The sequence below is a fragment of the Klebsiella sp. RIT-PI-d genome (assembly GCF_001187865.1).
GTDB lineage: Bacteria > Pseudomonadota > Gammaproteobacteria > Enterobacterales > Enterobacteriaceae > Superficieibacter.
On sequence record NZ_LGIT01000009.1, the window covers coordinates 61,451 to 86,880 of the forward strand.

A 25,430-nucleotide genomic window follows, 5' to 3' on the forward strand; every position below is an offset into this window, starting at 1 on the left:
GCAGAATCAGCATGACATCCGCCTGCAAAAGATATACGCTTTATATATGAAACGTAACAGAGTATAAGCTTGTGGGTATTGTTAAAATTTCAGATTTGCTGCATGAAGACGTCCGCGATGCCAGCAAAGCCATGTCACGCTCGGTTAATGCGCAGGCCGAGTACTGGATACGTCTCGGTATGATGAGCGAGCTGTATCCTGAACTTAACTATCAGCAAATTAAAATGATGATGTTGAAATCAGGCTCTGACCGTTTAATGGAGGTGATCAATGCCATCAATTCCCATTAAGACCGCAGATGAACTTGCGCGTCAGCGTCACGCGGGCGCATTGCTGGCGTCTGTATTTGACATGCTGGATGCTTTTATTGTCCCGGGTGTAACTACATTAGACATTAATAATCGGGCAGAAGCCTTTATTATTGAGCAACTGCGGTCGCGTCCTGCCAGTAAAGGACAATACGATTATCCTTACGTACTAAATACATCGGTGAATGACGTGGTATGCCACGGCATTCCCAAAGCTAACGAACACCTGAAATCTGGCGCTATTGTTAATGTCGATATCACTCTGGAGAAAGATGGCTTAATTGCCGACTCCAGCAAAATGTATTTGATTGGCGATGTCTCTCCGCTGGCCCGTCGACTGGTCAAAAAAACCTGGGAAGCCATGTGGATGGGCATTAAGCAGGTAAAACCGGGAGCCAGTCTGGGGGATATCGGTCACGCTATCCAGACCCACGTTGAAAAAAGCGGCTATAGCGTGGTCAGGGAGTACTGCGGACACGGTATAGGCAGAGAAATGCATGAAGAGCCGCAGGTGCTGCACTATGGAAAACCCGGCACGGGTGCAGTGTTACAGGAGGGAATGGTTTTTACTATCGAACCGATGGTAAATCAGGGCGACAGTAAAATTAAAACCAAAAAAGACGGCTGGACCGTAGTGACCCGGGATAAAAAACTCTCGGCACAGTGGGAGCATACCATTGCGGTGACCGCTGACGGTTTCGAAATATTAACGCTGCGCAAAGATGAAATTATTCCCGGACGTATTTAAGGTTTTACTTACTGTGCGGCGTATTATTACGTCGGCAGTCGAGCCACTGTCCGTGGCGATTTAATCCGGCGAAGGCCCACGCTCAAGAAAGGTGGAAAGCGCAATATAGCTGCGCACAGAGCGAACGCCATCCAGACTCTGGATCTCCATCAGGAAATTCTCCAGCGATTCAGTATCCGCCGCCCGGACTTTAATAAACACGCAGCCGTCTCCGGCAACGGTATGCAACTCTTCAACTTCCTTTCGGTCGGTAAATTGCAGGAGGGCGCGCGTCGCCTGATAGCTGCTGGTGTCAATCACCAGAAAGGTTAATAGCGTTCGTCCCAGCTTGCAGCCATCCAGTATCGCCACGGTGCCTTTGATCACGCCATCGCGTTTCAGCCGCTTTACCCGATCGTGAACGGCGGGTGCCGATAAACTCACAATCTCACTTAATTCGGTGTAACTGCGGCCTGCATCTTGTGCCAGGGCACCTAATATTTTTCGGTCAATAGCGTCAAGTTCGGCCGGTTTATGCCTTGTCTGCCGAATACTGTCTTTTTCTTTATCAAATGTGTTCACAAACGGTCGCTACCAGAATGAAAGTATGAATATACTTAATTCTACCTAATATTATTAAGCTATAAAATAGATAATGGAGTTGTAATGCCTGTCGCACTTTTTGCTCTCGCCGTTGGTGCATTCGGGATCGGCCTGACTGAATTTGTTATTGCCGGAATCCTGCCGCAAATCGCTGAAGAATTTGGCGTCAGTATTCCAAAAGCGGGGATGATGGCAACCTCGTATGCTCTTGGGGTATTTATTGGTGCACCGCTGTTAACGATTCTGGGTGCAAGAGTTCCCCGTAAGGCCATGCTGATCGCACTGGCAGGCATTTTCACTGTTGGCAATATCATTACGGCAATGGCTCCGACGATGAATATCGCTATCGCCGGGCGTATTCTCACCTCATTTAATCACGGTGCTTTTTTTGGCATTGGTTCGATTATCGCGGCATCACTGGTCGCCCCGGGACGCCAGGCCAGCGCGATTGCTTTTATGTTTTCAGGGCTGACGCTGGCTAATCTGGTCGGCGTACCGGCGGGGGCGGGGCTGGCACAAACGTTTAGCTGGCGGCTTGTTTTTTGGACCATCGCCGGTATCGGGCTGCTGACCATTGTCAGTGTTGCCTGGCTGGTTCCGCATATTGAGAAAGGAAAAGCTATTGCATTGCGCAATGAACTGCGTGCTTTTGTCGATCCGCAGGTACTTCTGGTCATGGGGATCACCGTCTTCGGTCCAGCGGCCTTTTTCACCTCTATTACCTATATCGCACCGATGATGGTTCAGGAAGCCGGATTTTCCGCAGGCGGCGTGGCAGGGTTAATGGTACTTTTTGGCCTGGGACTGGCCGTTGGTAACTGGATTGGCGGTCGTTTTGCCGATCGCTCTCTGTTCGGTACGTTATTTATCACTCTTGCTGCTCAGGGCGGTGTGCTGCTGGTGTTCTGGGCCGGTGCCGAAAGTCAGTGGGTCGCCGGGATCTCGGTATTCCTGATGGCGGCTTTCGGTTTTGCAACGGTCTCGCCGATCCAGAAACTGGTCATGGATCGCGCCAGTCATGCCGGTGCTCCCACTATGGCCGCATCGGTCAATATCGGCATGTTCAATCTGGGCAATGCACTGGGCGCATGGGCGGGCGGCGTGACGATCGCCGCAGGTTTTGGACTGGCCTCGCCTAACTGGGCAGGTGCGATCCTGTCGTTTATTGCGCTGGGTCTGGCCATCCTTGCATGGCAAAGCTCTCGTAAAGGGGATACCTTGCCAGTACCTGAGTGATTACGATGCGCGCCCACGACAACGTGGGCGCTATCATCATTGACTCTGGCTTGAAGCCATATTCTCTTCAATTGTCTGCGTGCCGGGCACGTTATTGCTTAGCCATGAAATCCTGTGTATTGATTGAGTTCATTCTCATTGTTAATAATTTTTTCCTGCTGCCATAATAGGGTGGCTGGGAATTTATATTATCCTGAAAATAGTAAATTATCGCTGCTACGATTTAAAAGTATTTTTTCATATAATCATAGTTATCCTCTTTTTAAAAAATAAGACAAGGATTATGCCAGGAATGTCATTCGGTTACCTGCGCAAAATTATATTGTTTGCTATCAGATAGCCAAATGTACCAGGCCATTTTACCGATAGATTAGCAGCATTTATACATTAGACAGGTTACGTAGACCTTATGTAGCATGCCCTGCTTTTTAAAGTACATACCCGTATTAGCAACCATCAGACTTTAGTGAGTTTATAATGATCAATCGTAAAGCCAGTTGTCTTGCATTATCTCTCATCGCCCTGGGCGTACTATTTTCGTCTACGGTATTTGCAGATGATATGACGTCAACAGCCACAGCAGACATGAATGTCAAACTGACCGTCGTGAAATCATGCCAGGTCAATGTGGAGGATATGGATTTCGGTTCTCATAGCAGTAACGATGGCTCTATTACCGCAACTTCTCAGGCCTCTGTCACATGTACCAACGGTACCGGTTATACAATGAGTACCGATGCGACACATGACTATGAAATGCAGAATACTGAAGGGTCAGAAAAAGTCGCATATAGCCTGTACGGCGACAAAACAGGCGGCAGCGATCTGTCGAAAACGTCTATTCCCGGGGTAGGAACAGGCACCGCACAAGTTATCCCTTTGTACGGTAAAGTAACCGGAGATGCGCTTCAGGCAGTATCTGCCGGTGATTATACCGATACTGTAACATTTACTGTTACTTATTGATTGGTAAAGGGTGCAGCATATGAAGTCTTTGATTCATTACGTCGCTATTTTTACGGCTCTATTTTTTCTGGCCAGCAATACATATGCTGCAACCCTACAGGTTTATCCTGTTGATATTAACTTTTGCGGTAGCGAAAATGCTCAGGAAATTTATGTAAAAAATACGGGGAGTGCCGCCATTGGGGCTCAGGTTCGGGTGTATCACTGGGATCAGAAAAATAATAAAGATACGCTGGAAGAAACGCAGGATTTATTAATAAGCCCGCCAATGGCTACTATTCCTCCCTCCCGGGAGCAATTAATTCGGGTCATCATCCCGGCTCCTGACAGTGGGGAAAATGAACAAGCCTATCGTCTTATTGTTGATGAACTTCCGGGCAGAAGTAATCTGACAGAAAAGGACGGCGTGCGCTTTTTATTACGCTATTCTTTACCGGTTTTTGTTAACTGCCATCATACTCGGCCTGATAGCTCTGCTCTGACATTTTCTGTGGATCAATCCGTCCATCCGGCAGTGCTGCGGGTACATAATGGCGGTAATCAGCACGTCAAGCTGGAAAATATCGTGCTGACGTCAGGGAATAGAAAAATAGTGATGAGCAAAGGACTGGTGGGCTATGTACTACCACACCGTGAAATGGCCTGGCCTTTGCCTGAGAATAGTAAAAATATAAGTGCAGTATCGTTTAGTTTGAATGACAATGAAAAAAAACAAACCCTTCATATTACTTCTTAAAGGGGGAGTGCTGTGGTCGCTGGTCGCTCTGTATTGTCATGGTGCAGTCAATGAAACGCTTTATTTAACGGCCACCCTCAACGGTCAGCCGATCGGCGGTTTGGTGAAAGCTAAAAATAATAATAACGTTCTCTATATTGCTGCGGATGACGCCCGCAGGCTAAATATTAAAACCAGTTCATTACCTGAAGAGAAGGGCTATGTCGAGTTGCGTTCGCAGCCGGGGCTGGACGTTAGCGTCGATAACCTGAGTCAGAGTCTGACGATAGTTGCCAGTACCGACTGGTTAGGCCGGAAAACGCGGCTCAATAACAGTAACGGATCGCATTTTCTCCACTCTTCGCAATTATCGCCGTCGGTTAAAGGCGTTGCTGTCAATTACAACGTTTTTACCAGCCATGAGGACGGGATTGAGGATACCTCAATGTTTGGTGAGTTTCGGACTCTCGGCCTCGGGCCAGGGATTTTCTCGACCTCTTTTAATACACGTGAAGCCGCGCGAAGCGCTGGTGATGCATCTGGTACTCGCCGTCTGATGAGCAGCTGGAGTTATCAAAATATGGATAGGCTTCTGACCTTATCCGTTGGTGACAGTGATACCCCGGCGCAAACGTGGAGCAATAGTGTGCGTTTCGGCGGAATAAAAATCGCTCATAATTACACCACTCAACCTGACTTTAACACCTCCTCGCAGGATATTCTGACGGACACGGTTACGCTGCCTTCGAAAGTCGACCTGTACGTTCAGGGGATTAAAACCTCTTCACAAAATGTGCAGCCAGGGCAATTTACGCTTAATACTGCGCCGGTATTTACAGGCAGCGGCGGGGCGCAGGTGGTCATAACCGATATTAACGGTCAGCAGCGTGTGGTTAATCTTAATCTGTATGGCACCAGACAGTTACTTTCCCGGGGCCTGAATACCTGGGGACTCAGCGCCGGGTGGGTCAGAAAAGACTATACCTACAAGTCATTTAGCTATGACAGTGAGTTTGTCGGCACGGGCGACTGGCGCGACGGTATAACAGATAAAACGACTATTGAAGCGCACACAGAACAGAGCGGCTATTTACATAATCAGGGGGTCGGCTGGAATTACCTTTTATCGCCCGCGACAGGGTTATTACATGCCAATATTTCCACGAGCCACTATGATGCTAACAGGGGCGCACGCTGGGGCGCGGGCTGGCAGTGGAACGATCGGCAATATAACGTTTCTCTTGACCATGCGCAGTCTGGTTCTGGTTATCGGGATATCTCGTCCATGGCCGACAACATGCTGACCCGCGAAGAGGATTCCGCATTTGCCAGTGTTTCACTGGCAAATATTGGCACGATAGGTGTTAGCATAATTAACCAGGTTTATTCAGATGATAGTTCGCGTTACCTCGGATTATCATGGTCGAAAAGTTTCACCCGGCAGATAAATCTCTCGAGCAGTATTACCCATGCTATGGACAATAATAATAATACGACGGTATACATTAACTTTAGTATCCCGCTCAATCATCAGGATTACGGATCTATCGAGGAAAAACACGATAGTACAGGCAATAGTATTCAGGCGAGCCTGGTACACTCCCTGAAATCAAACCGGTCCGGATGGGGCTGGGATCTTTCTGCCCAGCAGGGTAAACGCGATAATGCGCACGCCAGTCTTCAGCATCGCAGTCACTGGAGCGATCTGGCGCTGGGCTATAACCATGAACAACACGATAATAACGCCTATGCTTCTGTAGCGGGAGCGGTGGGCCTGTTTATGGGCCATGTTTATGCGACTCGCGAACTGGGCAGCGCATTTGCGTTGGTTGATACCTCGGGCGTTGCCAATATTCCGGTATTACTGGAGCATCGTCCGGTTGGAAAGACCGATAAAAATGGCATGTTGTTCCTTAATAACCTTAACCCATATCAGGAAAACCGAATTGATATTAATGTTCTGGGGCTGGCAGAAGATTATCGCGCACCCTACACCAATGATATTGTGATCCCGCAGACCGGGCGCGGCGGTATTGCGAAGTTTTCACTCTACCGCACCCACGCCGTATTATTGTCGGTGAAAACCGCAGACGGCAGGAATATTCCGTTTTCATCTCTGGTAAACGTCTTTGATGCTCAGGGGCACGCTCCGCCTCACGGTACTCAGCGGACCATTGCCGGTTACGGCGGTAATATTTATCTGGAGAGTCCTCCCGCCGGTGGTTCGCTGCTGATTAAATGGGACAGCGCATCATGCAGAGTAAATATGCCGGCGAAATTCGCTTCCTCTCACGCTATGGAGAATATCAACGCGCTATGTCAGTAATTCGCTTAACCTGGCTTATTTTCACCGCTGTTGTTCTGGTATGCCGCTTTTGCCCTGATGCAACAGCGGCCGATTGCTGGAACGGCAGCCCTGCTGCCTTTGATTTTGGTCCGCTGACGCCAGGGCAAAAAAGCGTCACCAGTACTAAACTGGCATTTACCTGTAATAATTATGATACCCAAACAGAATATGTCCGCGCCTGCCTGAAAGTGATGGCGAACGATCCGCTGGTCATGACACAAAATAGTCCCGACTCAGCGCCGCTCTATTTTTCGATTTATTCTCTTTACGATTTGCATCATCCACTGAGCCAGAATACTGATGTTTATGCGCAAATAAATCTCGAGCTTGCTGCCGGACAAAATAACATTGAGCATGATATTCCGCTCATCGGTAAAATTAATTCCGGGCAAACCGCAATGCGTGCTGGTGCGTATAATGATTATGCAACGATGGTACAAATAACCTATGCGTCAGCCGCCAGTGCGCAAAGTTTGCCATCGTGTAGCGGCTTATCCGGGACAACATTGACCGATCAAATTAGCGCAACAGCAACGGTTAAAAGCGGCTGTTCAATTCTTAACGCTGAGGATATGGCGTTTGGTAATAAAAGCCCGGCACAAAATTCACAGTTGCAGGCGTCGGCGGTCGCAACGATCACCGTCCAGTGTCCAACCGGCACATCCTATTCTGTTAGCCTGGGTTCCGGGCTTCATCCTGAAGGCAACAAGCGCATGCTTTGTCATGCGGATGAATGTGTCAGTTACACTCTGTATCAGGATGCCGCGCATTCAGTTGAATGGTCAGACAGCCATCCGCTAAAAAACTATTCCAGTGACGGCCAGGCGCAAAATATGGCGGTGTATGGACAAGTCCCGCCTCAGCAATGGCCATCATCGGGCGTTTATACCGATACGGTTGTTATCAATGTCACCTATTAGGGGCGTATTATCCGGGAGTGCTGTTTATCCGCGCGTTCAGAACGGCGTCGGGTTGCACATATTCATTCTCTCCTGACTGACCGGATGAATAAAATTCAGTTCACTGGCGTGCAGCATCAGGCGTGGCGTTGCTTCGGTGCCAGGACGCAGGCGGCCACCATACAGATCGCAGCCCAGAATAGGGTAGCCCAGATGTCGGCAGTGAAGACGCAGTTGATGTGTACGCCCGGTTTCCGGCATAAGATCGACTCGCGTGACCGGTAAGGCGGTGCCGTTTGCCAGCGTAGTGTATTCACGTGCGATCACCCGATAGCCCGAGCGAGCAGGCTTGCCGTTACGGGAACAAATGATCATTCGCGGAAATTGCGCCGGATCTTTCGCAATGGCCGCATCTATCACCCCCTCATCATCCGTAAGATGCCCGCAGAGCAGGGCGCTATACTTCTTCGTGACCGTACGCTGACTGAACTGCTGGCAAAGCGCCGCATTAATGACCTTATTACGCGCCACCACCATTAACCCGGAAGTGCCGAAATCAAGCCGGTGGACCAGCGTGCAGCCGGGGAATTGCTGTACCAGCCGGTGATGCACCGAATCGAGATTTTGTGGATTTTTGCCTGAAAGGCTGAGCAAGCCGGTGGGCTTATTGATCAGTACCAGATGCTCATCCTGATAAAGGATCGCTATCTCGTCATGGCATGGGGGAGCAATAAAATCATCAATAATCGTCGACATCAGGCTGCCCGAAAGGGAAGTGGAGGCGGATGATAGCCTATTTTCCAGCCGCTGGCGAACCAGGGCCTGTGGTCAACCAGCAATCAATGTTAATTCTATGTAAATAACAAGCCTGAAAAGCGGTCCCTTAAAAGAAAATTACACAATGTTGCGCTACGCTTTGCAAATACTCCCTGGAAAAGAAAGCAGAGTACGCGCACCTGCGGCTTTGAACGTCACGTTATACCGTCCACGCCAGCAGGCAATTTGCTGCTGTGATGCGCTAAACGCGTCCTCCAGACAACCTGTCGACAAGTAAGTAGCCGCAAAAATGAATGTAAATTACGAAGATGAAATGCAGACGTTGCGTGTTGCGCTGCAACACCGCCTTGAACAGTTATTACCCGTCGGCAACCCACAGGACCTTGTCTGCGAGGCGATGCGTGAAGGCACGTTGGCATCAGGTAAACGGATACGCCCGCTGCTGCTATTACTTACCGCACACGATTTAGGCTGCAACCTCGATAAACCCGGTCTTCTTGACCTGGCGTGCGCCGTCGAGATGATCCATGCCGCCTCATTAATACTGGATGACATTCCCTGCATGGATAACGCAATGCAGCGGCGCGGGATGCCGACCATTCATCGGCGCTACGGCGAAAGTGTGGCGATCCTCGCGGCTGTGGGCCTGCTGAGCCGGGCGTTCGGCGTAGTGGCAGAAGCGCCCGCGCTGCCCGCTGCGTTTAAAACGCAGGCTGTTATGGAGCTTTCCTCGGCGGTCGGCATGCACGGGCTGGTGCAGGGCCAGTATCGCGATCTGATAGAAGGTCAACATGCCCGCAGCGCCGAAACCATTCTTCAGACTAACGATCTCAAAACCAGCCGGTTATTTGATGCCACGCTGCAAATGGCGGCGATCGTTGCGGATGCCCCACCGCCTGCGCGTGAGCGCCTGCGCTGCTTTGCTCAGGATTTAGGACTGGTGTTTCAGCTGATGGACGATTTAAGCGATGGCGTGAGCGGGACAGGCAAAGACATGAATCAGGATAGCGGCAAATCTACCCTGGTCGAAATGCTGGGCGCAGAAGCGGTGCATCAGCGGCTGCGCGAACATCTGCATAGCGCTGACCAGCATCTGGCGAGCGCCTGTGATAAGGGCATGTCGACACGCCGTTTTATGCGCGCCTGGTTTAATAAACAAAAGACGATGTTTGGTCTGGAATGGTCATTACCGGAGTGCTGATGAAGGATCTGATTCAACGTAAAAATGATCATCTGGATATTGTCTTACATCCGACGGCGACGATCAAAAAGTGCTCAACAGGTTTCGAGCAGTGGCGTTTTGAACATTGCGCCCTGCCTGAACTCGATCTTGATAATATTGATTTGCGAACGTCACTGTTCGGCAAAGTACTCAATGCGCCACTGCTTATCGGGTCAATGACCGGCGGTGCGCAACGCGCAGCTCATATCAATCGGCATCTGGCAGAAGCGGCGCAGGCGCTGGGACTGGCGATGGGCGTTGGATCGCAGCGGGTGGCGCTGGAAAGTGATGTTAACAGCGGCCTGACTCGCGAACTACGCCAGTATGCGCCGGACATTGTTCTGCTGGCGAATCTCGGCGCGGCGCAAATCGCCTCGGCGAAAGGGCTGGATTACGCCCGCCGGGCCGTCGACATGATTGAAGCCGACGCGCTTATTATCCACCTTAATCCGCTTCAGGAAGCCCTGCAGCGCAACGGCGATCGCGACTGGCGCGGCGTGCTTAAGGCGATTGAGAACACGGTAAACTCACTGCCCGTGCCGGTAGTGATTAAAGAAGTCGGTGCCGGGCTGTCGGTGCCGGTCGCCCGTCAACTGCTCGACGCGGGCGTGGCGATGCTGGACATTGCTGGCGCAGGCGGCACCAGTTGGGCGGCGGTGGAGGGCGAACGGGCGACTATTCGCCACGATCGTGCCGTGGCAATGGCATTCTCAGACTGGGGTATTCCCACGGCACAGGCGCTGCATCACCTGCATCAGGCGCTGCCAACGGCCCCGTTGATCGCCTCAGGAGGGATCGCCGATGGGATCGACGCAGCCAAGGCATTGCGCCTGGGAGCCAGCCTCGTCAGCCAGGCCGCTGGCGTGCTGGGCAGTGCCACCTCATCCACCGACGCGGTGATTGACCATTTCCAGATTATCCTCAGCCAGCTGCGCATTGCCTGTTTTTGCACCGGCAGCGGCAGCGTAGAGCAGTTGCGTCAGGCGACACTGGTCCGCGTGTAATGGGGCATTTCGCCGTAGTAACGCCGCCTTTTTACAGCCATGTCCGTGCACTGGAAGCGCTGTCTCAGCAGTTGATTGCCCGCGGGCATCAGATAACCTTCGTTCAGCAAGTCGACGCCTGTACGTTACTGCACGACAAACGTATTGCTTTTTATGCGGTGGGTGAAGACAGCCATCCGCCCGGCAGCCTGACACGCACCCTGGCGCGTGCCGCCCGGCCTTCGGGCGCGGGGATATTACCGATGATCGCGCACCTGGCGCGAACCACCGCTATGTTGTGTCGTACGCTTCCGGCAGCGCTGGAAACGCTGGCGGTCGATGGCGTGATTGTCGATCAAATGGAGCCTTCCGGCGCGCTGGTAGCTGAGATGCTGGGCATACCGTTTGTCTCGGTTGCCTGCGCACTGCCGATTAATCGTGACGACACCATTCCTCTGCCGGTAATGCCGTTTCGCTATGCGACCGATCCGCGCAGTCAGAAAATCTACCGTACCAGCACGCAAATCTACGATTTACTCATGCGCCGACAAGGCCGTGTGATTGCCCGCTATGCCAGCGCGTTTGGGCTGGGCGAGCGTCATGGATCGCATGACTGCCTCTCCGCGCTGGCGCAAATTAGCCAGACTATCGACGGCTTTGATTTCCCGCGCCGGCTGCCCGCCTGCTTTCATGCGGTGGGGCCGCTACGTCCGCCGCAGATTGCCCCCTCAGCGGCGAACGCTCGTCGTCCGCTGATCTTCGCTTCGCTGGGCACGCTTCAGGGCCAGCGTTACCGTCTTTTCCAGACTATCGCCCGCGCCTGCAAACAGGTCGATGTACCGTTACTGATTGCCCACTGTGGTGGGTTAAACCCGGGCCAGGTCTCGGGTCTGAGTGACGACGGGGTGAGCGTCACCGATTTTGCCGATCAACCCGCCGTGTTGCGCCAGGCGCAGGTGGTGATCACTCACGGCGGGCTGAATACGGTAATGGATGCAATAGCCAGCGCCACGCCGGTACTGGCTATTCCGCTGGCGTTTGATCAACCCGGGGTGGCAGCGCGCGTTGAGTACAGCGGCATTGGTCGTCGGGCTTCACGCCATGCCAGCCACCGCGTGCTGGCTGAGCATCTTGATGAATTATTGACTAATCCGTGCTGGGGACAGCGCCTGACCGCGCTACAGCCTGTGCTCCGGCACGCGGGCGGAGCAGTACGGGCAGCGCTGATCGTTGAACAGGCATTGGTTACCCGTCGTCCGGTACGGGCAGAGAGGGCAGAATGCGCCAGCGCTGGGATCTGATTTTAGTCGGCGGCGGACTGGCGAATGGGCTGATTGCGCTCCGTTTGCGCCAGCGGCGGCCGCAAGTGCAGGTACTGATGCTGGAAGCGGGTGCACAGCCAGGCGGCAACCATACCTGGTCGTTTCATCAGGACGATCTAAGCGACGCGCAGCATCAGTGGATAGCACCGCTGGTGGCGCACCGCTGGTCCGGTTATGACGTACGCTTTCCGGCGCTAAACCGTACGCTTCCCGGCGGCTATCTTAGCGTAACCTCTGAGCGCTTTGCTGCGGTAGTGGCCGATATGCCGGGAGACAGCGTGCTGACTGATGCCCACGTCACCTGTGTGACGCCAGACACCGTTACTCTGGATGATGGCCGGATGTTTACCGCGCCTGCGGTGATCGACGGACGGGGCTATCATCCCAGTGCGCACCTCATTACCGGCTGCCAGGCGTTTTTAGGCCAGCAGTGGCGGCTCAGTCAACCGCATGGCTTGACGCGGCCCATCTTAATGGACGCCACGGTCGATCAGCAGGCAGGGTATCGTTTTGTCTACACCTTGCCCCTGTCAGCCCACGAGTTGTTAATCGAAGATACCCATTACATCGATCGCGCGACGCTGGATGTTCAACATGCCCGTGAAAATATTCGCGATTACGCCCGGCAGCAGGGATGGTCGCTGGCGCATTTGATACGTGAAGAGCAGGGCAATTTGCCGATCGCGCTGGCAGGCGATGCGGCTCAATTTTGGCAGCAACATGCCGGTCAGCCCTGTAGTGGTCTGCGGGCCGGGCTTTTTCATGCCACCACCGGTTATTCTCTGCCGCAGGCGGTTAATCTCGCGGAGGCCATTGTCCGGCAGCAGGATCTGACCTCCGGGGCGCTATTTGATCTGATTCAGCACACTGCCCGGCGTGAGTGGCGCAGGCAGCGCTTTTTCCGCCTGCTTAACCGGATGCTGTTTCTTGCCGGACGCCCGGAGCAGCGCTGGCAGGTGATGCAACGTTTTTACCGATTGGACGACGGGCTTATTGCCCGCTTTTATGCCGGTCAGCTCAGACTGACCGATATGGCGCGTATCCTGACGGGAAAACCACCGGTACCGGTGGGAGAAGCCGTGCAGGCCGCGCTCAACTATTCTTCCCGGCTGCGAGCTTTCAAATAATGAGTAAAACAATCGTCATCGGTGCAGGTTTTGGCGGCCTTGCCTTAGCTATTCGTCTTCAGGCGAAGGGGATCCCCGTTACCCTGCTTGAACAGCGTGATAAGCCGGGCGGCCGCGCTTATGTCTATCATGATCAAGGGTTTACTTTCGATGCGGGTCCCACGGTGATCACCGATCCTACCGCCATCGAAGAGCTGTTTACCCTTGCCGGTAAACCGATGGCGGAGTATGTCGACCTGCTGCCGGTTACGCCGTTTTATCGCCTGTGCTGGGAGACGGGGGAAGTATTTGATTACGACAATCATCAGGAGCGACTGGAAGCGCAGATCCGCCGGTTCAACCCGGACGATGTCGAAGGGTATCGCCGTTTCCACGCCTATTCACAGGCGGTCTTTGAAGAGGGTTATCTGAAGCTGGGTACCGTCCCGTTTTTATCGTTTCGTGACATGCTGCGTGCCGGCCCCAAACTGATGAAACTTCAGGCCTGGCGCAGCGTGTACAGTATGGTGGCCACGTTTATCAAGAATGAGCAACTGCGCCAGGCCTTCTCGTTTCATACGCTGCTGGTGGGTGGTAATCCCTTCGCGACTTCCTCTATTTATTCGCTGATCCACGCACTGGAACGTGAATGGGGCGTCTGGTTCGCCCGGGGCGGCACCGGGGCGCTGGTGCAGGGACTGGTAAAACTGTTTGAAGATCTGGGCGGCACGCTGGAGCTGAATGCGGAAGTGACTGGCCTTGAAGCAAAGGGTAACCGCATTAGTGCCGTTCAGTTGAAAGACGGCCGCCGCATTGAGGCGACAGCGGTAGCCTCAAATGCCGACGTTGTGCACACCTATGAGAAACTGTTAGGCCACCATCCGGTGGGGGCGAAACGGGCGGCGGCGCTGAAGCGTAAACGCATGAGCAACTCGCTGTTTGTGCTCTATTTTGGCCTTAATCATCATCATAGCCAGCTGGCACACCACACGGTCTGTTTTGGTCCGCGCTATAAAGAACTGATTAGCGATATTTTTAACAAAGACACGCTGGCGGAGGACTTTTCACTGTATCTTCACGCGCCGTGCGTCACCGATCCCTCCCTTGCGCCGCCAGGGTGTGGCAGTTATTACGTGCTGGCGCCGGTGCCGCATTTGGGCACCGCCGATCTGGACTGGACAGTGGAAGGCCCGCGTTTGCGCGACCGTATTTTTGCCTACCTTGAACAGCACTACATGCCAGGCCTGCGCAGCCAGTTAGTCACCCAGCGGATCTTCACCCCGTTTGACTTTCGCGACCAGCTTGGCGCGCATCTGGGCTCGGCATTCTCTGTAGAGCCTATCCTGCAACAAAGCGCCTGGTTTCGTCCGCACAACCGCGATAGTCTGATCCCAAATCTTTATCTGGTGGGAGCAGGAACGCATCCTGGTGCGGGGATCCCCGGTGTAATCGGTTCTGCAAAGGCGACGGCCGGGCTGATGCTGGAGGCGCTGTTATGAGTTCCAGTACGTTAATGGATCACGCCACCGTCACCATGGCCGCCGGCTCAAAAAGCTTCGCCACCGCGTCAAAGCTATTTGATCCCGCGACGCGCCGTAGCGCGCTGATGCTCTACGCGTGGTGCCGCTATTGTGATGACGTCATTGATGGTCAGACGCTGGGATTTGCCGCATCGCATCAGGAAACTACCGGCGCCTCGCAGCGGCTGGCGATGCTGCAAACCGAGACGCAACGTGCGTTTTCCGGTGCGCCGATGCGCGAACCGGCATTTGCTGCTTTTCAGGAGGTTGCGCTGCGGCATGCCATTCCGCAGGCCCTGGCATTTGACCATCTGGAAGGGTTTGCCATGGACGTGCGTGAAACCCGGTATGAAACGCTGGACGACACGCTGCGCTACTGTTACCACGTGGCGGGTGTGGTCGGCCTGATGATGGCGCGGATCATGGGCGTACGTGAGGCGGCAGTACTGGATCGGGCCTGTGATTTGGGACTTGCATTTCAGCTAACCAATATTGCCCGCGATATCGTCGAAGATGCCGAAGCCGGACGCTGTTATCTGCCTGCACAGTGGCTGGCAGCGGAAAATGTGCCAATAGGTCAGGTCAGCGATCCGGCGCAGCGGGAAAAACTGGCCCGCCTGGCGCAGCGGCTGGTGGCTCACGCCGAACCGTATTACGCCTCTGCACGGGCCGGGCTGACCGGGTTGCCGCTGCGCGCGGCCTGGGCGATTGCCTCAGCACACGGGGTTTACCGGGAGATTGGCGTTAAGGTCAGTGCGGCAGGCGCGCACGCATGGGATCGACGTCAGGGGACGTCGCGTGCGGAAAAGATGGCGCTGCTGCTTAAGGGCGCGACGATGGCGATTGGCTCTCGCGTAGGGTCTCCGGCACCGCGTCCTGCGACGTTGTGGCAGCGTCCTGTTCGCGACGACGAGCGTTAAGGGCCGCCTTTTTCCGCTTGCGCAGCGTGGCCTGAAGTTTGTCGACCGGTGGCGCGTACAGGAAGCCGAAAGAGACACAGCCTTCCTTACCGCGTACCGCATGATGCAAACGATGCGCCATATACAGCCGTCGGAGATAGCCGCCGCGCGGCACGTAGCGGAACGGCCAGCGCTGATGCACCAGGCCATCGTGAACCATAAAATAGAGTGCGCCGTACAGGGTCATGCCCGCGCCAATCCATTGTAGCGGCCAGACGCCGCCGGTGCCCACGGCAATCAGCACAATAGCCAGTACGGCAAATACCACGGCGTAGAGGTCGTTGACTTCAAACCAGCCGGTGCGGGGTTCATGGTGAGAAAGGTGCCAGCCCCAGCCCCAGCGGTGCATGATATGCTTATGCGCCAGCGTGGCGATGATTTCCATCGCGGCAACGGTTGCCAGAACGATCAGGGTATTCCACAGTATGAGCATCAGCATTCTCCCGGATTCCGCTGCCTCTTTTTTCAATCGCTGGGCGTAATAGTAGCTCTCTTTGCGTAAATCGTGATTGATCCCTCGCGGTTTAGGCAAAATAGACTGGCCTGACGGAGGCGGATCGCGTCAAAATTACCCACTTTCTCTTAACAGGCGAGCACCATGAACAGTACCGTTTACGATGCGTTCCGCTGCCTTAATCTGCTGGCAGCCGGCTCACGGCCGTTTGGCATCCGCGAAATTGGCCGGATACTGGATCTCGACTCAGCGAAAGTTACCCGGCTGATGCAAACGCTACTGGTACTGGACATGGTGCAGCGAAATGCCAAACGAAAATACAGTCTCGGGATGGGGGTTCACCGCCTGTCCGCCAGCGCCATTCATAACTCGGCGTTTTATACCGCCGTGCTGGATATGCTGGAGGAAACCGGCAGCCATTCGGTATCGATTGTGATAGGCGTGCTGAGCGGTAAAGAAGTGGTTTATTTACTGCATACTCGCGGTGGCAAAAGCATTGCCCGGGCGATTGGCAATTATGAATCTTTTCCGGTGCGGGATTCGGTTATTGGCATTAAATTGCTGGCGACCATGAGCGATGAGGAAATTATTGACCGCCTCGGTATTCATGATTACCAGCTGCTGAAAAAAGATATCGACGAAGCCAGACACCATCAGGTATTTGGTAAAGCCTATGGACCGGGCGATTATCGGCTGGCCTGTATTATTCCGGGGATGCAGGCGGCGATTGCGCTGTCGAATATTCAGGGAGACACCCTCAATATCGACAGCCTGCGCCAGTTTTTAGTCTCGGCTGCTCGCAAGATTAGCGGGGAATCATTCCCCGCCGTTCAGTAATAACGCACAGTGTTTTGCGGTAACCGCCACCCGCTGACCCGGCCGATAAAGCGCTGAGCCAATGCCGACGCTGTCATAATGACGAAGATATGCGGTGGCATTTTCGCTGTTAACGCCGCCTACCGCTGAGAAGATTGCCGGGGTCGACAGCGGCCCTTTGATTAACTGCGGAAAATCCAGCGGCAGAGCCGCGGCCGGGAAAACCTTTAGCACATCTACTCCATGCTCGCAGGCGGTAAAAATCTCGCTGGCGGTGAAAACCCCTGCGCAGATCCGCAGGCCGCGCTGTTTTGCCGCCTTCACCACCCGCAGATCCAGATTTGGCGTCAGGATAAATTCCGCGCCGGCCTGCGCACAGGTGTCGACCTGCGACGGCGTTAATACTGTACCTGCGCCGAGCTGCACGTTGTCACCAAAAATGGAACGCACCCGCCTCAGACTGGTTTCCCAGTCAGGCGAATTGGTGGTGATTTCGATGGCCGTAATGCCGTGATCGCGCAGACAGGCAATATGTTCCACGCATTCCGGCGGCGTAATGCCGCGCAGAATGGCGACAATGCGGCTAGCCATTATCATGACGAAAAACCTCATTCAGTCCGGCAATCAGCGCCGTTTCCGCCTCCACCACCGAGCAGGGAAGATCCAGCGCCGCGCTGGCCGTTTGATAATGCGGCAGCAGTTCGCGGCTGCCGATATAGCAGACAGATGTACGACGTGGATGGCCCTGCAGTATTTCGTGGCCAATTAATAAGCCGGACAGCCATGAACCCGCTGCCTGCGGTGGTAGATCGCCAAGAATATAGCGCCCCCGACAGCGGAACAGTTCGCTGACCAGCGTCTTCTCATGGCGATCAATGGCCTGCGCGGTTGCCACGCCGTCGAGAAAGGCATCCGGCGAGGCAACCTGCGTGGGGAGTCCTTTTCCAACCACCGACTGGTTCAGGACAAGATGATAGAGTTCACCGGTCATCAGCGTTTGCAGGCTGTCAACGCGCTGCAGCGAACGATCGACCGTCATCCATTTACTGTGCGTGCCGACGGCGGCGAAGGTGGTGCTGTCGGTGAGGGTCAGCGCACCGGCAAGCTGCATCTCCTCGCCGCGACAAATCTCATGCGTGCGCCGGTCGCAGATGCCGGGGCGCAGGGTGAGCGGCCCGGACAAAATGCCGGTAAGCGGCTGGCCTTTACCGGTTAAGTCGCGAAAACTGAGCGGCAGCGGCAGATAGCCTGCATCAGCGATGCCAATGTTGCTGCCGATCATGCCGCACAGCAGCACCGGTAAATGCGCATCCCACGCCTCTTCAAGGCGTAACAACTGCTGACGCAGGATCGTCGGCAGTTCTTCCCGCTGACATTTTCCGACGCCGCAGGTGTCCTGCACCGTGCGGATCACCTCGCCATTACGAACGCTCATGGCACGAAAATTACTGGTGCCCCAGTCGACGGCAATATAGTTCATCGCCCGCCCTCCAGCGCCGCCAGCCCCAGGGTATTCGTCAGATCGCGCAGCTCGTCCCGCGTCACCTCATCAATGCGTTTCGCAGGCTCCCGCACGACGTCGGTGGCGAAAATCCCGGCCTGATGTAGCACGGTCTTGTGCACTGCAACGCCGATGCCTGGCTGAACGCCGTATCGTAAAAACGGCAGGTAACGGTAAAATAAGGCCTGCGCCTCACGTTGATCCTGCTGCCAGGCCTGCAAAATAGCGTTGATGACATCGGGAAATTCGCAGGCAGGCATGGTGCCGATAATCCCGCGCCGCAGCTCCTCATACAGAAAACCGGCGTTCAGACCGCCAAACAGCCCAACACTGTCGCCCAGTGCCGCTTTCAGGGCGGTAATTTTCAGCGTCGTCGGCGGCTGTTCTACTTTGATGTATTTGATAGAAGGGAAGTCCTGGCACAGGGTGACCAGCGTCGGCACTGGCAGCGTGACGCCGGTCATCAGCGGCGCATCCTGGATCATGATATCGATGTCACATGCCTGACAGATATCGCGCCAGAAGTGGTAAATCTCCTGGGGGCCGGGTTTGACCACCGACGGCGGGTTGACCATCGCCACCTGCGCCCCCCAGCGCTGAACCCGCTGAATATCTTCAATCGCCACTGCTGACGATGCTCCGCCCGCCGCCGCCACCAGCGGTAAATCTCCGGTCAGACGTTTGACGCAGGCAAAAAGCGCCTCTTTTTCGCTGCCGGTTAGCGCATAGCCTTCAGAGGCATTGCCAAACAGGGCCAGCCCGTCCACGCCCTGATCCAGCAGAAATCTCACCAGCCGTTCAATTGACGCAAAATCCACGTCGCCATTATCATCAAATGCGGTCGCCAGAATTGGCACATTACCCTTTAACATGTTGCCCCCATCACGGATTCGCGTACCCGTTGTTCATTGATATCAATTCCCAGTCCCGGCGTTTGCGGGAGCTGATAATGTCCCTGCTCGCAGATAAGCGGCGTGTTAAGAAGCTGATTGGCGATAGCAAATACCGGCGGCTGGTACTCAAGCATAAAGAGATTCGGAATAGCGGCAGCCACGTGAATAGAGGCGGCGATACAGGGGCCCAGCCCGACGCTCAGGTGCGGGGCGACCTGAATATTCCAGGTCTCGGCCAGCGCCGCAATATGCATTAATTCGCTGATCCCGGTACGCCCGACATCCGGTTGCAGGATGTCGGCGGCGCGCTGCTCAATAAACGGCTTAAACTGATAGCGGGTGCGCTCCGTTTCGCCGAGCGCAATCGGTACAGGGCTTTTGGCGCGCAGTTCGCGGTGTCCGCTAATATCCTCCGGCAGCAGCGGCGCTTCAAGAAATCCCAGCCCCAGCGGGTGTAGCGCGGTGGCAAGCTCAGCCGCCTGCGCGACGCTGTAGTTCCAGTGGGCATCAAGAAATATCTGCGCATCGTCACCCAGCGTTTCGCGAATGGCGCGCACGTTGGCAATGTCCTCTTTTACGCCATAGCCCAGCGCCAGCTTCATCGCGGTAAAGCCTTTTTCCTGCCAGCGTCTGGCCAGCGTGCAGCGGGCGTCCAGCGTCGGCTCAGGCAGTCCGGAAACGTAGCAGGGGATGCTTTCACGGTACGCGCCGCCCAGCAGTTGCCAGACCGGCAGATTCAGAATTTTGCCTTTCAGATCCCACAGCGCGATATCCACGGCCGCCAGCGCATCAATGTGGTATCCGGTAATGTGCCCCCGGTCGCGCATGGCGTCATACATTTTGCTGTTCAGCACCGCACTGGAGAAGGGAGAGTGACCAATAAGGAGCGGTGTAAACAGTTGTGTGATCAATTCAGCAATTACCTGCGGGACAACCGGGGCCAGCGCTTCGCCCCAGCCCACGTGACCATCATCGGTGGTGATTTTGACAAGACAGGTTTCCATCTTGCGCGAATAAACGCAGCGGTACTCGGGACGGTAGTAGTAATCCGTCGATGCGTCGGCGGCATCGCCGCCCAGATAGACTTGCTCCGGCGTAATTTTGAGCGGAAAACACTCGACGTGGCTTATCTTCATAACACCTCCCGGTGACATTAATCGAGGATCTTTCCGGCGGTTTCTTTAGCGAACCACACGGCAATGAAAGAGATAACGGCGGTGATCATGACGTACCATGCCGGAGAGAGCGGATCGCCGGTCCAGGCGATCAGGCTTGCTGATGCCAGCGGCGTTACCCCACCAAACACTGCTACGGTGAGGTTATAGGCGATCGCGATGCCGCCGTAGCGGATCGCCGTCGGGAACAGCTCCACCATTGCCGCGCCGCAGCCGCCGTTGAACATGGCGACAAATACGCCGAGCATACTCATGGCGGCAATGGCGCTGGGAACCGACCCCTGGCTCATGACCAACATCGCAGGCCAGGTCAGCAGAATGAATCCGCCGCAGCCCATCAGCATCAGCGGACGTCGCCCCCAGCGGTCGGACAGGTAGCCGGTGAGCGGCATACAGACGGCAACGCTCAGCAGACCCAGGGTAGTGATCAGATAGGAATCCGTCCGGCTGTAGTGCAGGTGCGTGGAAAGGTAGCCCGGCATAAACGATTGCAGAACCCAGCTGCTCACCGCTTTAACCACCACAAAACCGGTACAGAACATTAGGGCGCGCATGGAGGTCGACAGGGTTTTGCGCAACGGTGATTTTTCCAGTTTGCCGCTGGCTTTCAGTTTATGAAACTCGGCGGAATCTTCCATATTGCGTCGCATATACAGCCCGCCAAGGCCCAGCGGGGCGGCCAGCAGGAAGGGGATACGCCAGCCCCAGTCGTTCATCGCCGCTTCACCCAGCATATGGGTCAGAAAAAGCACCAGCCCGGAGCCGCAGACGAAGGCCATAAAGCTGAAGTTCTCACTCCAGCAGGTCAGCGTTGCCCGACGTTTTGGTGATGCGCTTTCCGCCAGATAGGTGATGACGCCAGAGCTTTCGCCGCCCGCGGCAAATCCCTGAACCAGACGTGTGATGACCAGCAGGATCGGTGCAAGAACGCCTACCTGTTCCCAGGTCGGCAGGATCCCCATTACAAAAGTGGATATTGAGGTAATGACGATCACCGTCACCAGCACTTTACGTCGTCCCTGACGATCGCCCATCGATCCGAAGAACAGACCGCCCAGCGGACGCATCAGAAAACCCGATCCAAAAACGGCAAAGGATTTCAGCAGCGCCACCGCCGGATCGTTACTAACAAAGAAATTATTGGCAATGATCGCCGCCAGCGTGCCATATAGCCCGAAGTCGAACCACTCAATAAAATGGCCGACGCCGGCCGACAGCATGATTTTTGCGGTGCGTCGGCGCGGAACTTTCTGCTGCCCGGCAGCGTCGTCTCCGGCGTAGTGAATATCGGTTTGTTGCATGTAACCTCCCGGTCAGCAGGGTAACCATCGGTGTGATGTTGTTGTTATCTGTACGCTGAGTGTAGGGATTGCCGCGAGGCTGGCGAATGCGGTGACGGGTTGCGTGAGGTTTATCAAAGATTAGTGATGAAAATTGCTTCATATAGTGAAGCAATTGCCAAAAGATGCAGTATGCGATCGTATTAAAGAGATCCGTTGTGTTAATAATAGTTATGTTATATTGTAACAAAAATGGCGACATTAACACGGGGAAACAATTTTGACGGTTCATTTTAAACAAATAGCAGTGGCGCTGGGTGCGCTGCTGGTCAGCGGTCAGGCACTTTCACATGCGCATCACTCACACGGTAAACCATTAAGTGAAGTAGAGCAGAAGGCGGCAGAAGGCATCTTTGACGATAAAAACGTAAAAGACAGGTCGCTGTCGGACTGGGATGGGGTATGGCAATCAGTATATCCGCTGCTGGAAAGCGGCAAGCTGGACCCGGTCTTTGAAAAAAAAGCGCAGAAAGAGAGCAGTAAAAGCGCCGCTGAATACAAAGCGTATTACCGTCAGGGCTATCGTACCGATGTGGACACTATCGGCATTGAAAACGGCGTGATGGAATTTCATACCGGCGATAAAGTCAGTAGCTGCAAATATGAGTATGCCGGACATAAGATCCTGACCTATACCTCCGGTAAGAAAGGGGTGCGCTATCTGTTTGAGTGTAAAGACGCCAACAGTCACGCGCCGAAATTTGTCCAGTTCAGCGATCACACCATCGCCCCGCGCCCGTCAGCGCACTATCATATTTTTATGGGCAATACCTCGCAGGAAGCGCTGCTTAACGAGATGGATAACTGGCCGACGTATTATCCATACCAGTTAACCGATGAGCAGGTGGTTGACGAGATGCTGCATCATTAATCCTGATACGCCTGCCGCAGAGGCGCACATCAGGCAAAAAAAAGGACCGCCCGGGGCGGTCCTGATAGATAACGAGGTCTGAAATTACTTACGGGCGAGCAGGAAGCCCAGTACGACGCCGACTGCACCGGCGATAGCCAGACCGCCAAGCGGATTAGAAGAAACCTGATCGCGCACGGTATCTGCTGCATCACGTACCGCATAGCCTGCCTGCGATGCGTATTTGCGCGTAGCGCCCTTTACGGTGTCATCATGACGGTCGGTTGCGCGACCAAAAACTTCCTGCGCTTTACCCGCAGCTTCGTTTACTTTATTTTCTGCTTTCTCAAACATGTCAGGCTCCTTAGGTACGTGTGTAGAATAAGTATAGAAGCCCTTAACGCAGTGTGTGACAAGTCCAGAAAATTCTCATCGCTTCGTTTAACGTTGAGCCAGGGAAAAGCGGGGATCACGCGGCTTCCAGCGTTTTGTCATCAGGCCCACGCCGCTACATAACAGGTAATAAACCACGCCAGTAAAAATAAAAATCGCCGTGGGATAAATTTGTACCCGGTTATTGACCTGGCCTGCCACCGTCGTCAGTTCAGGCACGTTAACAATAAATGCCAGCGACGTGTCTTTCAGCAGGCTGATAAAAATACCCACCAGCGACGGCTGCACATTGCGCATGACCTGTGGCAACAGGATAAGCCGCAGCGTCTGGCCCGCGGTAAACCCCTGCGTTTGCGCCGCTTCGTACTGCCCGACCGGTAGCGCGTCGAGTCCGGCGAGAACTGAATGCATTACTGAGGCGGCGGTAAACCATGCCAGCGCCAGAGTAACGGTCACTGCACCTGGCAGATCGCTCCCGGTCAGCATCGGCAGTAAATACCATAGCCAGAAAATGACAAATATCAGCGGAATACCACGGATCAGTTCTGCCCATAAAAACAGCACGCGCCGTATTATCCCCGGATAGCGCCAGGCGGCACAGGCCAGCGCCACGCCGCCTGGCAGGGCAAGAATAGCTGCGCCCAGCGCCATCAGCAGGGTCAGCACTACGCCGCCAGGCTGCCCGTCAGCCAGCCGTCCCCACAATAAATAGTCGAGGTTATCGGTAATAACGGTCAAATTTTCCAGCATCAGGCCATCCTTTTTTTCGTCGCCGTGCGGGCATGTTTCGGTCCCAGACGGACGAGGATCCCACCGGCAATCACGCCGGTAAGCAGATACAGCACCGTGCCGACGGCGAAGGCTTCGAGGGCGTGCGCGTTATAGCTCTCAATTTGCCGGACCTGATAGGTCAACTCGGCAAAACCAATCCCGCTCGCCAGCGATGAGAGCTTCATAAGATTCAGATACTGGCCGACGATCGGCTGCCAGGCATTGGCCAGCCCCTGCGGCAGCAGGATCAAACGGAACAATCGCCACGTAGAAAATCCCTGCGCTACCGCCGCTTCGCGTTGCCCATTCGCCACCGCGCGCAGACCGGACTCAATCTCCTCAATCAGAAAGGCCGAGGTAAATACCGCCAGCCCCCACGCCGAGCAGATAAACTCTGGCGTCAGCCACCAGACATTACCCGGCAGAATGGCCCCAGGATGATCGGCATTAATAAAATCGCGGAACGCCAGTGGGAGCAAATTCCACGCGGCGAAATACCAGAACAGGAGCTGGACCAGCAGCGGCGTATTGCGAAACAGTGACACCCAGGCAGCGACCACTACGTAGCCGACGCGCCCACCACCTGTACGCAGCCCCAGAAACAGTACCGCTAAGATTGTTGCCAGTAAAATACCGGCGACCGTCACCCATAACGTGGTCAAAAAACCGGAAATAATCCATTGCAGAGGCTGCCCGGTCAGCACGCCCTGCCAGTCGAGTAGCAGCGTCATGCCGGGCGCTCCTGATGCAGCGGGTCCAGCACTTTTTGCAGAAAACGCCGGGCGCGAGGATGATCCGGCCGGGTAAAGAACGCCGCAGGCGGCGCTATTTCGCAGATTTCCCCGCCATCAATAAATACCACCCGGTCGGCTATCTCACGGGCAAACTGCATCTCATGCGTCACCACAATCATGGTAATCCCGCTGTGCGCCAGCGTTTTCATGACGTACAGCACTTCACCGATCATCTCCGGATCCAGTGCCGACGTTGGTTCATCAAAAAGAATGATTTGCGGAGACGAGGCGAGGGCGCGGGCAATCGCCACCCGCTGTTGCTGACCGCCCGAAAGCTGGGAGGGCATATGCTGCGCCTTATCCGACAGCCCTACCTGATTCAGCAGTTCCAGCGCGCGGGTATGGGCCGCCGCCTTGCTCCAGCCATGGACCGCTTCCAGCGCCATACTGATGTTTTGCACCGCGTTAAGATGGGCATACAAATTAAATTGCTGGAACACAAATCCGACCCGACTGCGCAGCTGGCGCAGGGCACGACCCGATAATTGTCGGGTCGATTTATTGTCGATCAGGATGTCACCATCGCTCAGCGATTCGAGCTGATTGATCAGGCGAATCAGGGTTGATTTTCCCGAACCGGAAGGGCCGAGGATCGCCACCACTTCGCCAGGGTTTATCGTCAAGTTGATACCGTTTAATACGCGCTGATCGCCAAAGGCTTTCACCACGTCGCGAAACTCCACGCTGGCATTTTCCAGACGTGAAAAATCCGCAGACCCGGCTGCGGATTGAGAAAAGAAACCTGACAGCATA

General features: G+C 54.6%; 27 protein-coding genes. 15 read left to right on the forward strand and 12 right to left on the reverse strand.

The features are described from left to right. The first annotated feature begins 71 nt into the window (after positions 1-71). Entirely contained in the window at positions 72-290 is a 219-nt protein-coding gene (locus AC791_RS06870; protein ID WP_012016898.1) for a ParD-like family protein, read from the forward strand. Next, positions 271-1,056 (forward strand): type I methionyl aminopeptidase, encoded by a 786-nt coding sequence (gene map, locus AC791_RS06875; RefSeq protein WP_049839737.1) that lies wholly within the window; start codon positions 271-273, stop codon positions 1,054-1,056. Before AC791_RS06870 ends, map begins: the two co-directional genes overlap by 20 nt. 60 nt (positions 1,057-1,116) lie before the next feature. Here the strand turns inward: map and AC791_RS06880 are convergent, their stop codons facing one another. Further along, on the reverse strand, positions 1,117-1,617 hold the full coding sequence (locus AC791_RS06880; protein ID WP_049839738.1) for an Lrp/AsnC family transcriptional regulator: 501 nt from the start codon (positions 1,615-1,617) through the stop codon (positions 1,117-1,119). A gap of 84 nt (positions 1,618-1,701) precedes the next feature. On the opposite strand from AC791_RS06880, the gene AC791_RS06885 reads away from it, so the two are divergent. From AC791_RS06885 to AC791_RS06905, 5 genes are all read left to right on the forward strand, one after another. Then, positions 1,702-2,874: an MFS transporter gene (locus tag AC791_RS06885; RefSeq protein ID WP_049839739.1), complete on the forward strand. Its 1,173-nt coding sequence runs from the start codon at positions 1,702-1,704 to the stop codon at positions 2,872-2,874. Positions 2,875-3,351: 477 nt separating this feature from the next. Then, positions 3,352-3,840 carry a spore coat U domain-containing protein gene (locus AC791_RS06890; RefSeq protein WP_049839740.1) on the forward strand — a complete coding sequence of 163 codons (489 nt, stop codon included), beginning with the start codon at positions 3,352-3,354 and terminating at the stop codon, positions 3,838-3,840. Positions 3,841-3,859: 19 nt separating this feature from the next. Further along, a complete protein-coding gene (locus tag AC791_RS06895; RefSeq protein WP_049839741.1) occupies positions 3,860-4,576 on the forward strand; it encodes a molecular chaperone in 717 nt (238 codons plus the stop codon). Positions 4,577-4,583: 7 nt separating this feature from the next. Further along, positions 4,584-6,881: a fimbria/pilus outer membrane usher protein gene (locus AC791_RS06900; protein WP_228136890.1), complete on the forward strand. Its 2,298-nt coding sequence runs from the start codon at positions 4,584-4,586 to the stop codon at positions 6,879-6,881. Beyond that, the gene (locus tag AC791_RS06905) at positions 6,872-7,822 is read left to right on the forward strand and encodes a spore coat U domain-containing protein (RefSeq protein ID WP_049839742.1); all 951 of its coding nucleotides are present in this window, start codon (positions 6,872-6,874) and stop codon (positions 7,820-7,822) included. The genes AC791_RS06900 and AC791_RS06905 overlap by 10 nt, the downstream gene beginning before the upstream one ends. Before the next feature lie 36 nt (positions 7,823-7,858). Here the strand turns inward: AC791_RS06905 and AC791_RS06910 are convergent, their stop codons facing one another. Then, positions 7,859-8,557, reverse strand: coding sequence for an RluA family pseudouridine synthase (locus AC791_RS06910; protein WP_049839743.1), 699 nt, complete (start codon positions 8,555-8,557; stop codon positions 7,859-7,861). Between the two features lie 310 nt (positions 8,558-8,867). On the opposite strand from AC791_RS06910, the gene AC791_RS06915 reads away from it, so the two are divergent. Genes AC791_RS06915 through crtB form a run of 6 tightly spaced genes read left to right on the forward strand, consistent with a single transcriptional unit; the run spans position 8,868 to position 15,651 of the window. After that, positions 8,868-9,779: a polyprenyl synthetase family protein gene (locus AC791_RS06915; protein ID WP_049839744.1), complete on the forward strand. Its 912-nt coding sequence runs from the start codon at positions 8,868-8,870 to the stop codon at positions 9,777-9,779. Next, entirely contained in the window at positions 9,779-10,804 is a 1,026-nt protein-coding gene (gene fni, locus AC791_RS06920) for a type 2 isopentenyl-diphosphate Delta-isomerase (RefSeq protein ID WP_049839745.1), read from the forward strand. Before AC791_RS06915 ends, fni begins: the two co-directional genes overlap by 1 nt. Next, positions 10,804-12,084, forward strand: coding sequence for a glycosyltransferase (locus AC791_RS06925; protein ID WP_049839746.1), 1,281 nt, complete (start codon positions 10,804-10,806; stop codon positions 12,082-12,084). Before fni ends, AC791_RS06925 begins: the two co-directional genes overlap by 1 nt. Next, entirely contained in the window at positions 12,063-13,232 is a 1,170-nt protein-coding gene (gene crtY / locus AC791_RS06930) for a lycopene beta-cyclase CrtY (RefSeq protein WP_049839747.1), read from the forward strand. Before AC791_RS06925 ends, crtY begins: the two co-directional genes overlap by 22 nt. Then, on the forward strand, positions 13,232-14,710 hold the full coding sequence (locus tag AC791_RS06935) for a phytoene desaturase (protein WP_049839748.1): 1,479 nt from the start codon (positions 13,232-13,234) through the stop codon (positions 14,708-14,710). The genes crtY and AC791_RS06935 overlap by 1 nt, the downstream gene beginning before the upstream one ends. Then, positions 14,707-15,651: a 15-cis-phytoene synthase CrtB gene (gene crtB, locus AC791_RS06940; protein WP_049839749.1), complete on the forward strand. Its 945-nt coding sequence runs from the start codon at positions 14,707-14,709 to the stop codon at positions 15,649-15,651. Before AC791_RS06935 ends, crtB begins: the two co-directional genes overlap by 4 nt. Here the strand turns inward: crtB and AC791_RS06945 are convergent. After that, positions 15,554-16,123 carry a sterol desaturase family protein gene (locus AC791_RS06945; RefSeq protein ID WP_049841558.1) on the reverse strand — a complete coding sequence of 190 codons (570 nt, stop codon included), beginning with the start codon at positions 16,121-16,123 and terminating at the stop codon, positions 15,554-15,556. The genes crtB and AC791_RS06945 overlap by 98 nt on opposite strands. Positions 16,124-16,288: 165 nt before the next feature. Between AC791_RS06945 and AC791_RS06950 the strand changes: the two genes are divergently transcribed. After that, positions 16,289-16,981: a helix-turn-helix domain-containing protein gene (locus AC791_RS06950; protein WP_049839750.1), complete on the forward strand. Its 693-nt coding sequence runs from the start codon at positions 16,289-16,291 to the stop codon at positions 16,979-16,981. On the opposite strand, the gene AC791_RS06955 is transcribed toward AC791_RS06950, so the two are convergent. The 5 genes from AC791_RS06955 to AC791_RS06975 are packed head-to-tail and all read right to left on the reverse strand — an operon-like array spanning position 16,961 to position 21,749. Then, complete coding sequence (locus tag AC791_RS06955; RefSeq protein WP_049839751.1) at positions 16,961-17,557, reverse strand: 2-dehydro-3-deoxy-phosphogluconate aldolase; 597 nt, start codon at positions 17,555-17,557, stop codon at positions 16,961-16,963. The genes AC791_RS06950 and AC791_RS06955 overlap by 21 nt on opposite strands. Continuing rightward, a complete protein-coding gene (locus AC791_RS06960; RefSeq protein WP_049839752.1) occupies positions 17,544-18,440 on the reverse strand; it encodes a 2-dehydro-3-deoxygalactonokinase in 897 nt (298 codons plus the stop codon). Before AC791_RS06960 ends, AC791_RS06955 begins: the two co-directional genes overlap by 14 nt. Beyond that, positions 18,437-19,333, reverse strand: coding sequence for a dihydrodipicolinate synthase family protein (locus AC791_RS06965; protein WP_049839753.1), 897 nt, complete (start codon positions 19,331-19,333; stop codon positions 18,437-18,439). The genes AC791_RS06960 and AC791_RS06965 overlap by 4 nt, the downstream gene beginning before the upstream one ends. Further along, complete coding sequence (locus AC791_RS06970; protein WP_049839754.1) at positions 19,327-20,490, reverse strand: mandelate racemase/muconate lactonizing enzyme family protein; 1,164 nt, start codon at positions 20,488-20,490, stop codon at positions 19,327-19,329. Before AC791_RS06970 ends, AC791_RS06965 begins: the two co-directional genes overlap by 7 nt. Before the next feature lie 17 nt (positions 20,491-20,507). Next, positions 20,508-21,749 (reverse strand): MFS transporter, encoded by a 1,242-nt coding sequence (locus AC791_RS06975; protein WP_049841559.1) that lies wholly within the window; start codon positions 21,747-21,749, stop codon positions 20,508-20,510. A gap of 340 nt (positions 21,750-22,089) precedes the next feature. On the opposite strand from AC791_RS06975, the gene zinT reads away from it, so the two are divergent. Next, on the forward strand, positions 22,090-22,740 hold the full coding sequence (gene zinT, locus AC791_RS06980; protein ID WP_049839755.1) for a metal-binding protein ZinT: 651 nt from the start codon (positions 22,090-22,092) through the stop codon (positions 22,738-22,740). An 84-nt stretch (positions 22,741-22,824) separates the two neighbouring features. On the opposite strand, the gene AC791_RS06985 is transcribed toward zinT, so the two are convergent. From AC791_RS06985 to AC791_RS07000, 4 genes are all read right to left on the reverse strand, one after another. Further along, positions 22,825-23,073 (reverse strand): glycine zipper domain-containing protein, encoded by a 249-nt coding sequence (locus AC791_RS06985; protein ID WP_049839756.1) that lies wholly within the window; start codon positions 23,071-23,073, stop codon positions 22,825-22,827. 87 nt (positions 23,074-23,160) lie between these two features. After that, positions 23,161-23,862 carry an amino acid ABC transporter permease gene (locus tag AC791_RS06990; RefSeq protein ID WP_049839757.1) on the reverse strand — a complete coding sequence of 234 codons (702 nt, stop codon included), beginning with the start codon at positions 23,860-23,862 and terminating at the stop codon, positions 23,161-23,163. Continuing rightward, positions 23,862-24,614: an amino acid ABC transporter permease gene (locus AC791_RS06995; RefSeq protein ID WP_049839758.1), complete on the reverse strand. Its 753-nt coding sequence runs from the start codon at positions 24,612-24,614 to the stop codon at positions 23,862-23,864. Before AC791_RS06995 ends, AC791_RS06990 begins: the two co-directional genes overlap by 1 nt. Next, positions 24,611-25,429, reverse strand: coding sequence for an amino acid ABC transporter ATP-binding protein (locus tag AC791_RS07000; RefSeq protein WP_049839759.1), 819 nt, complete (start codon positions 25,427-25,429; stop codon positions 24,611-24,613). Before AC791_RS07000 ends, AC791_RS06995 begins: the two co-directional genes overlap by 4 nt. Position 25,430: the final 1 nt, after the last annotated feature.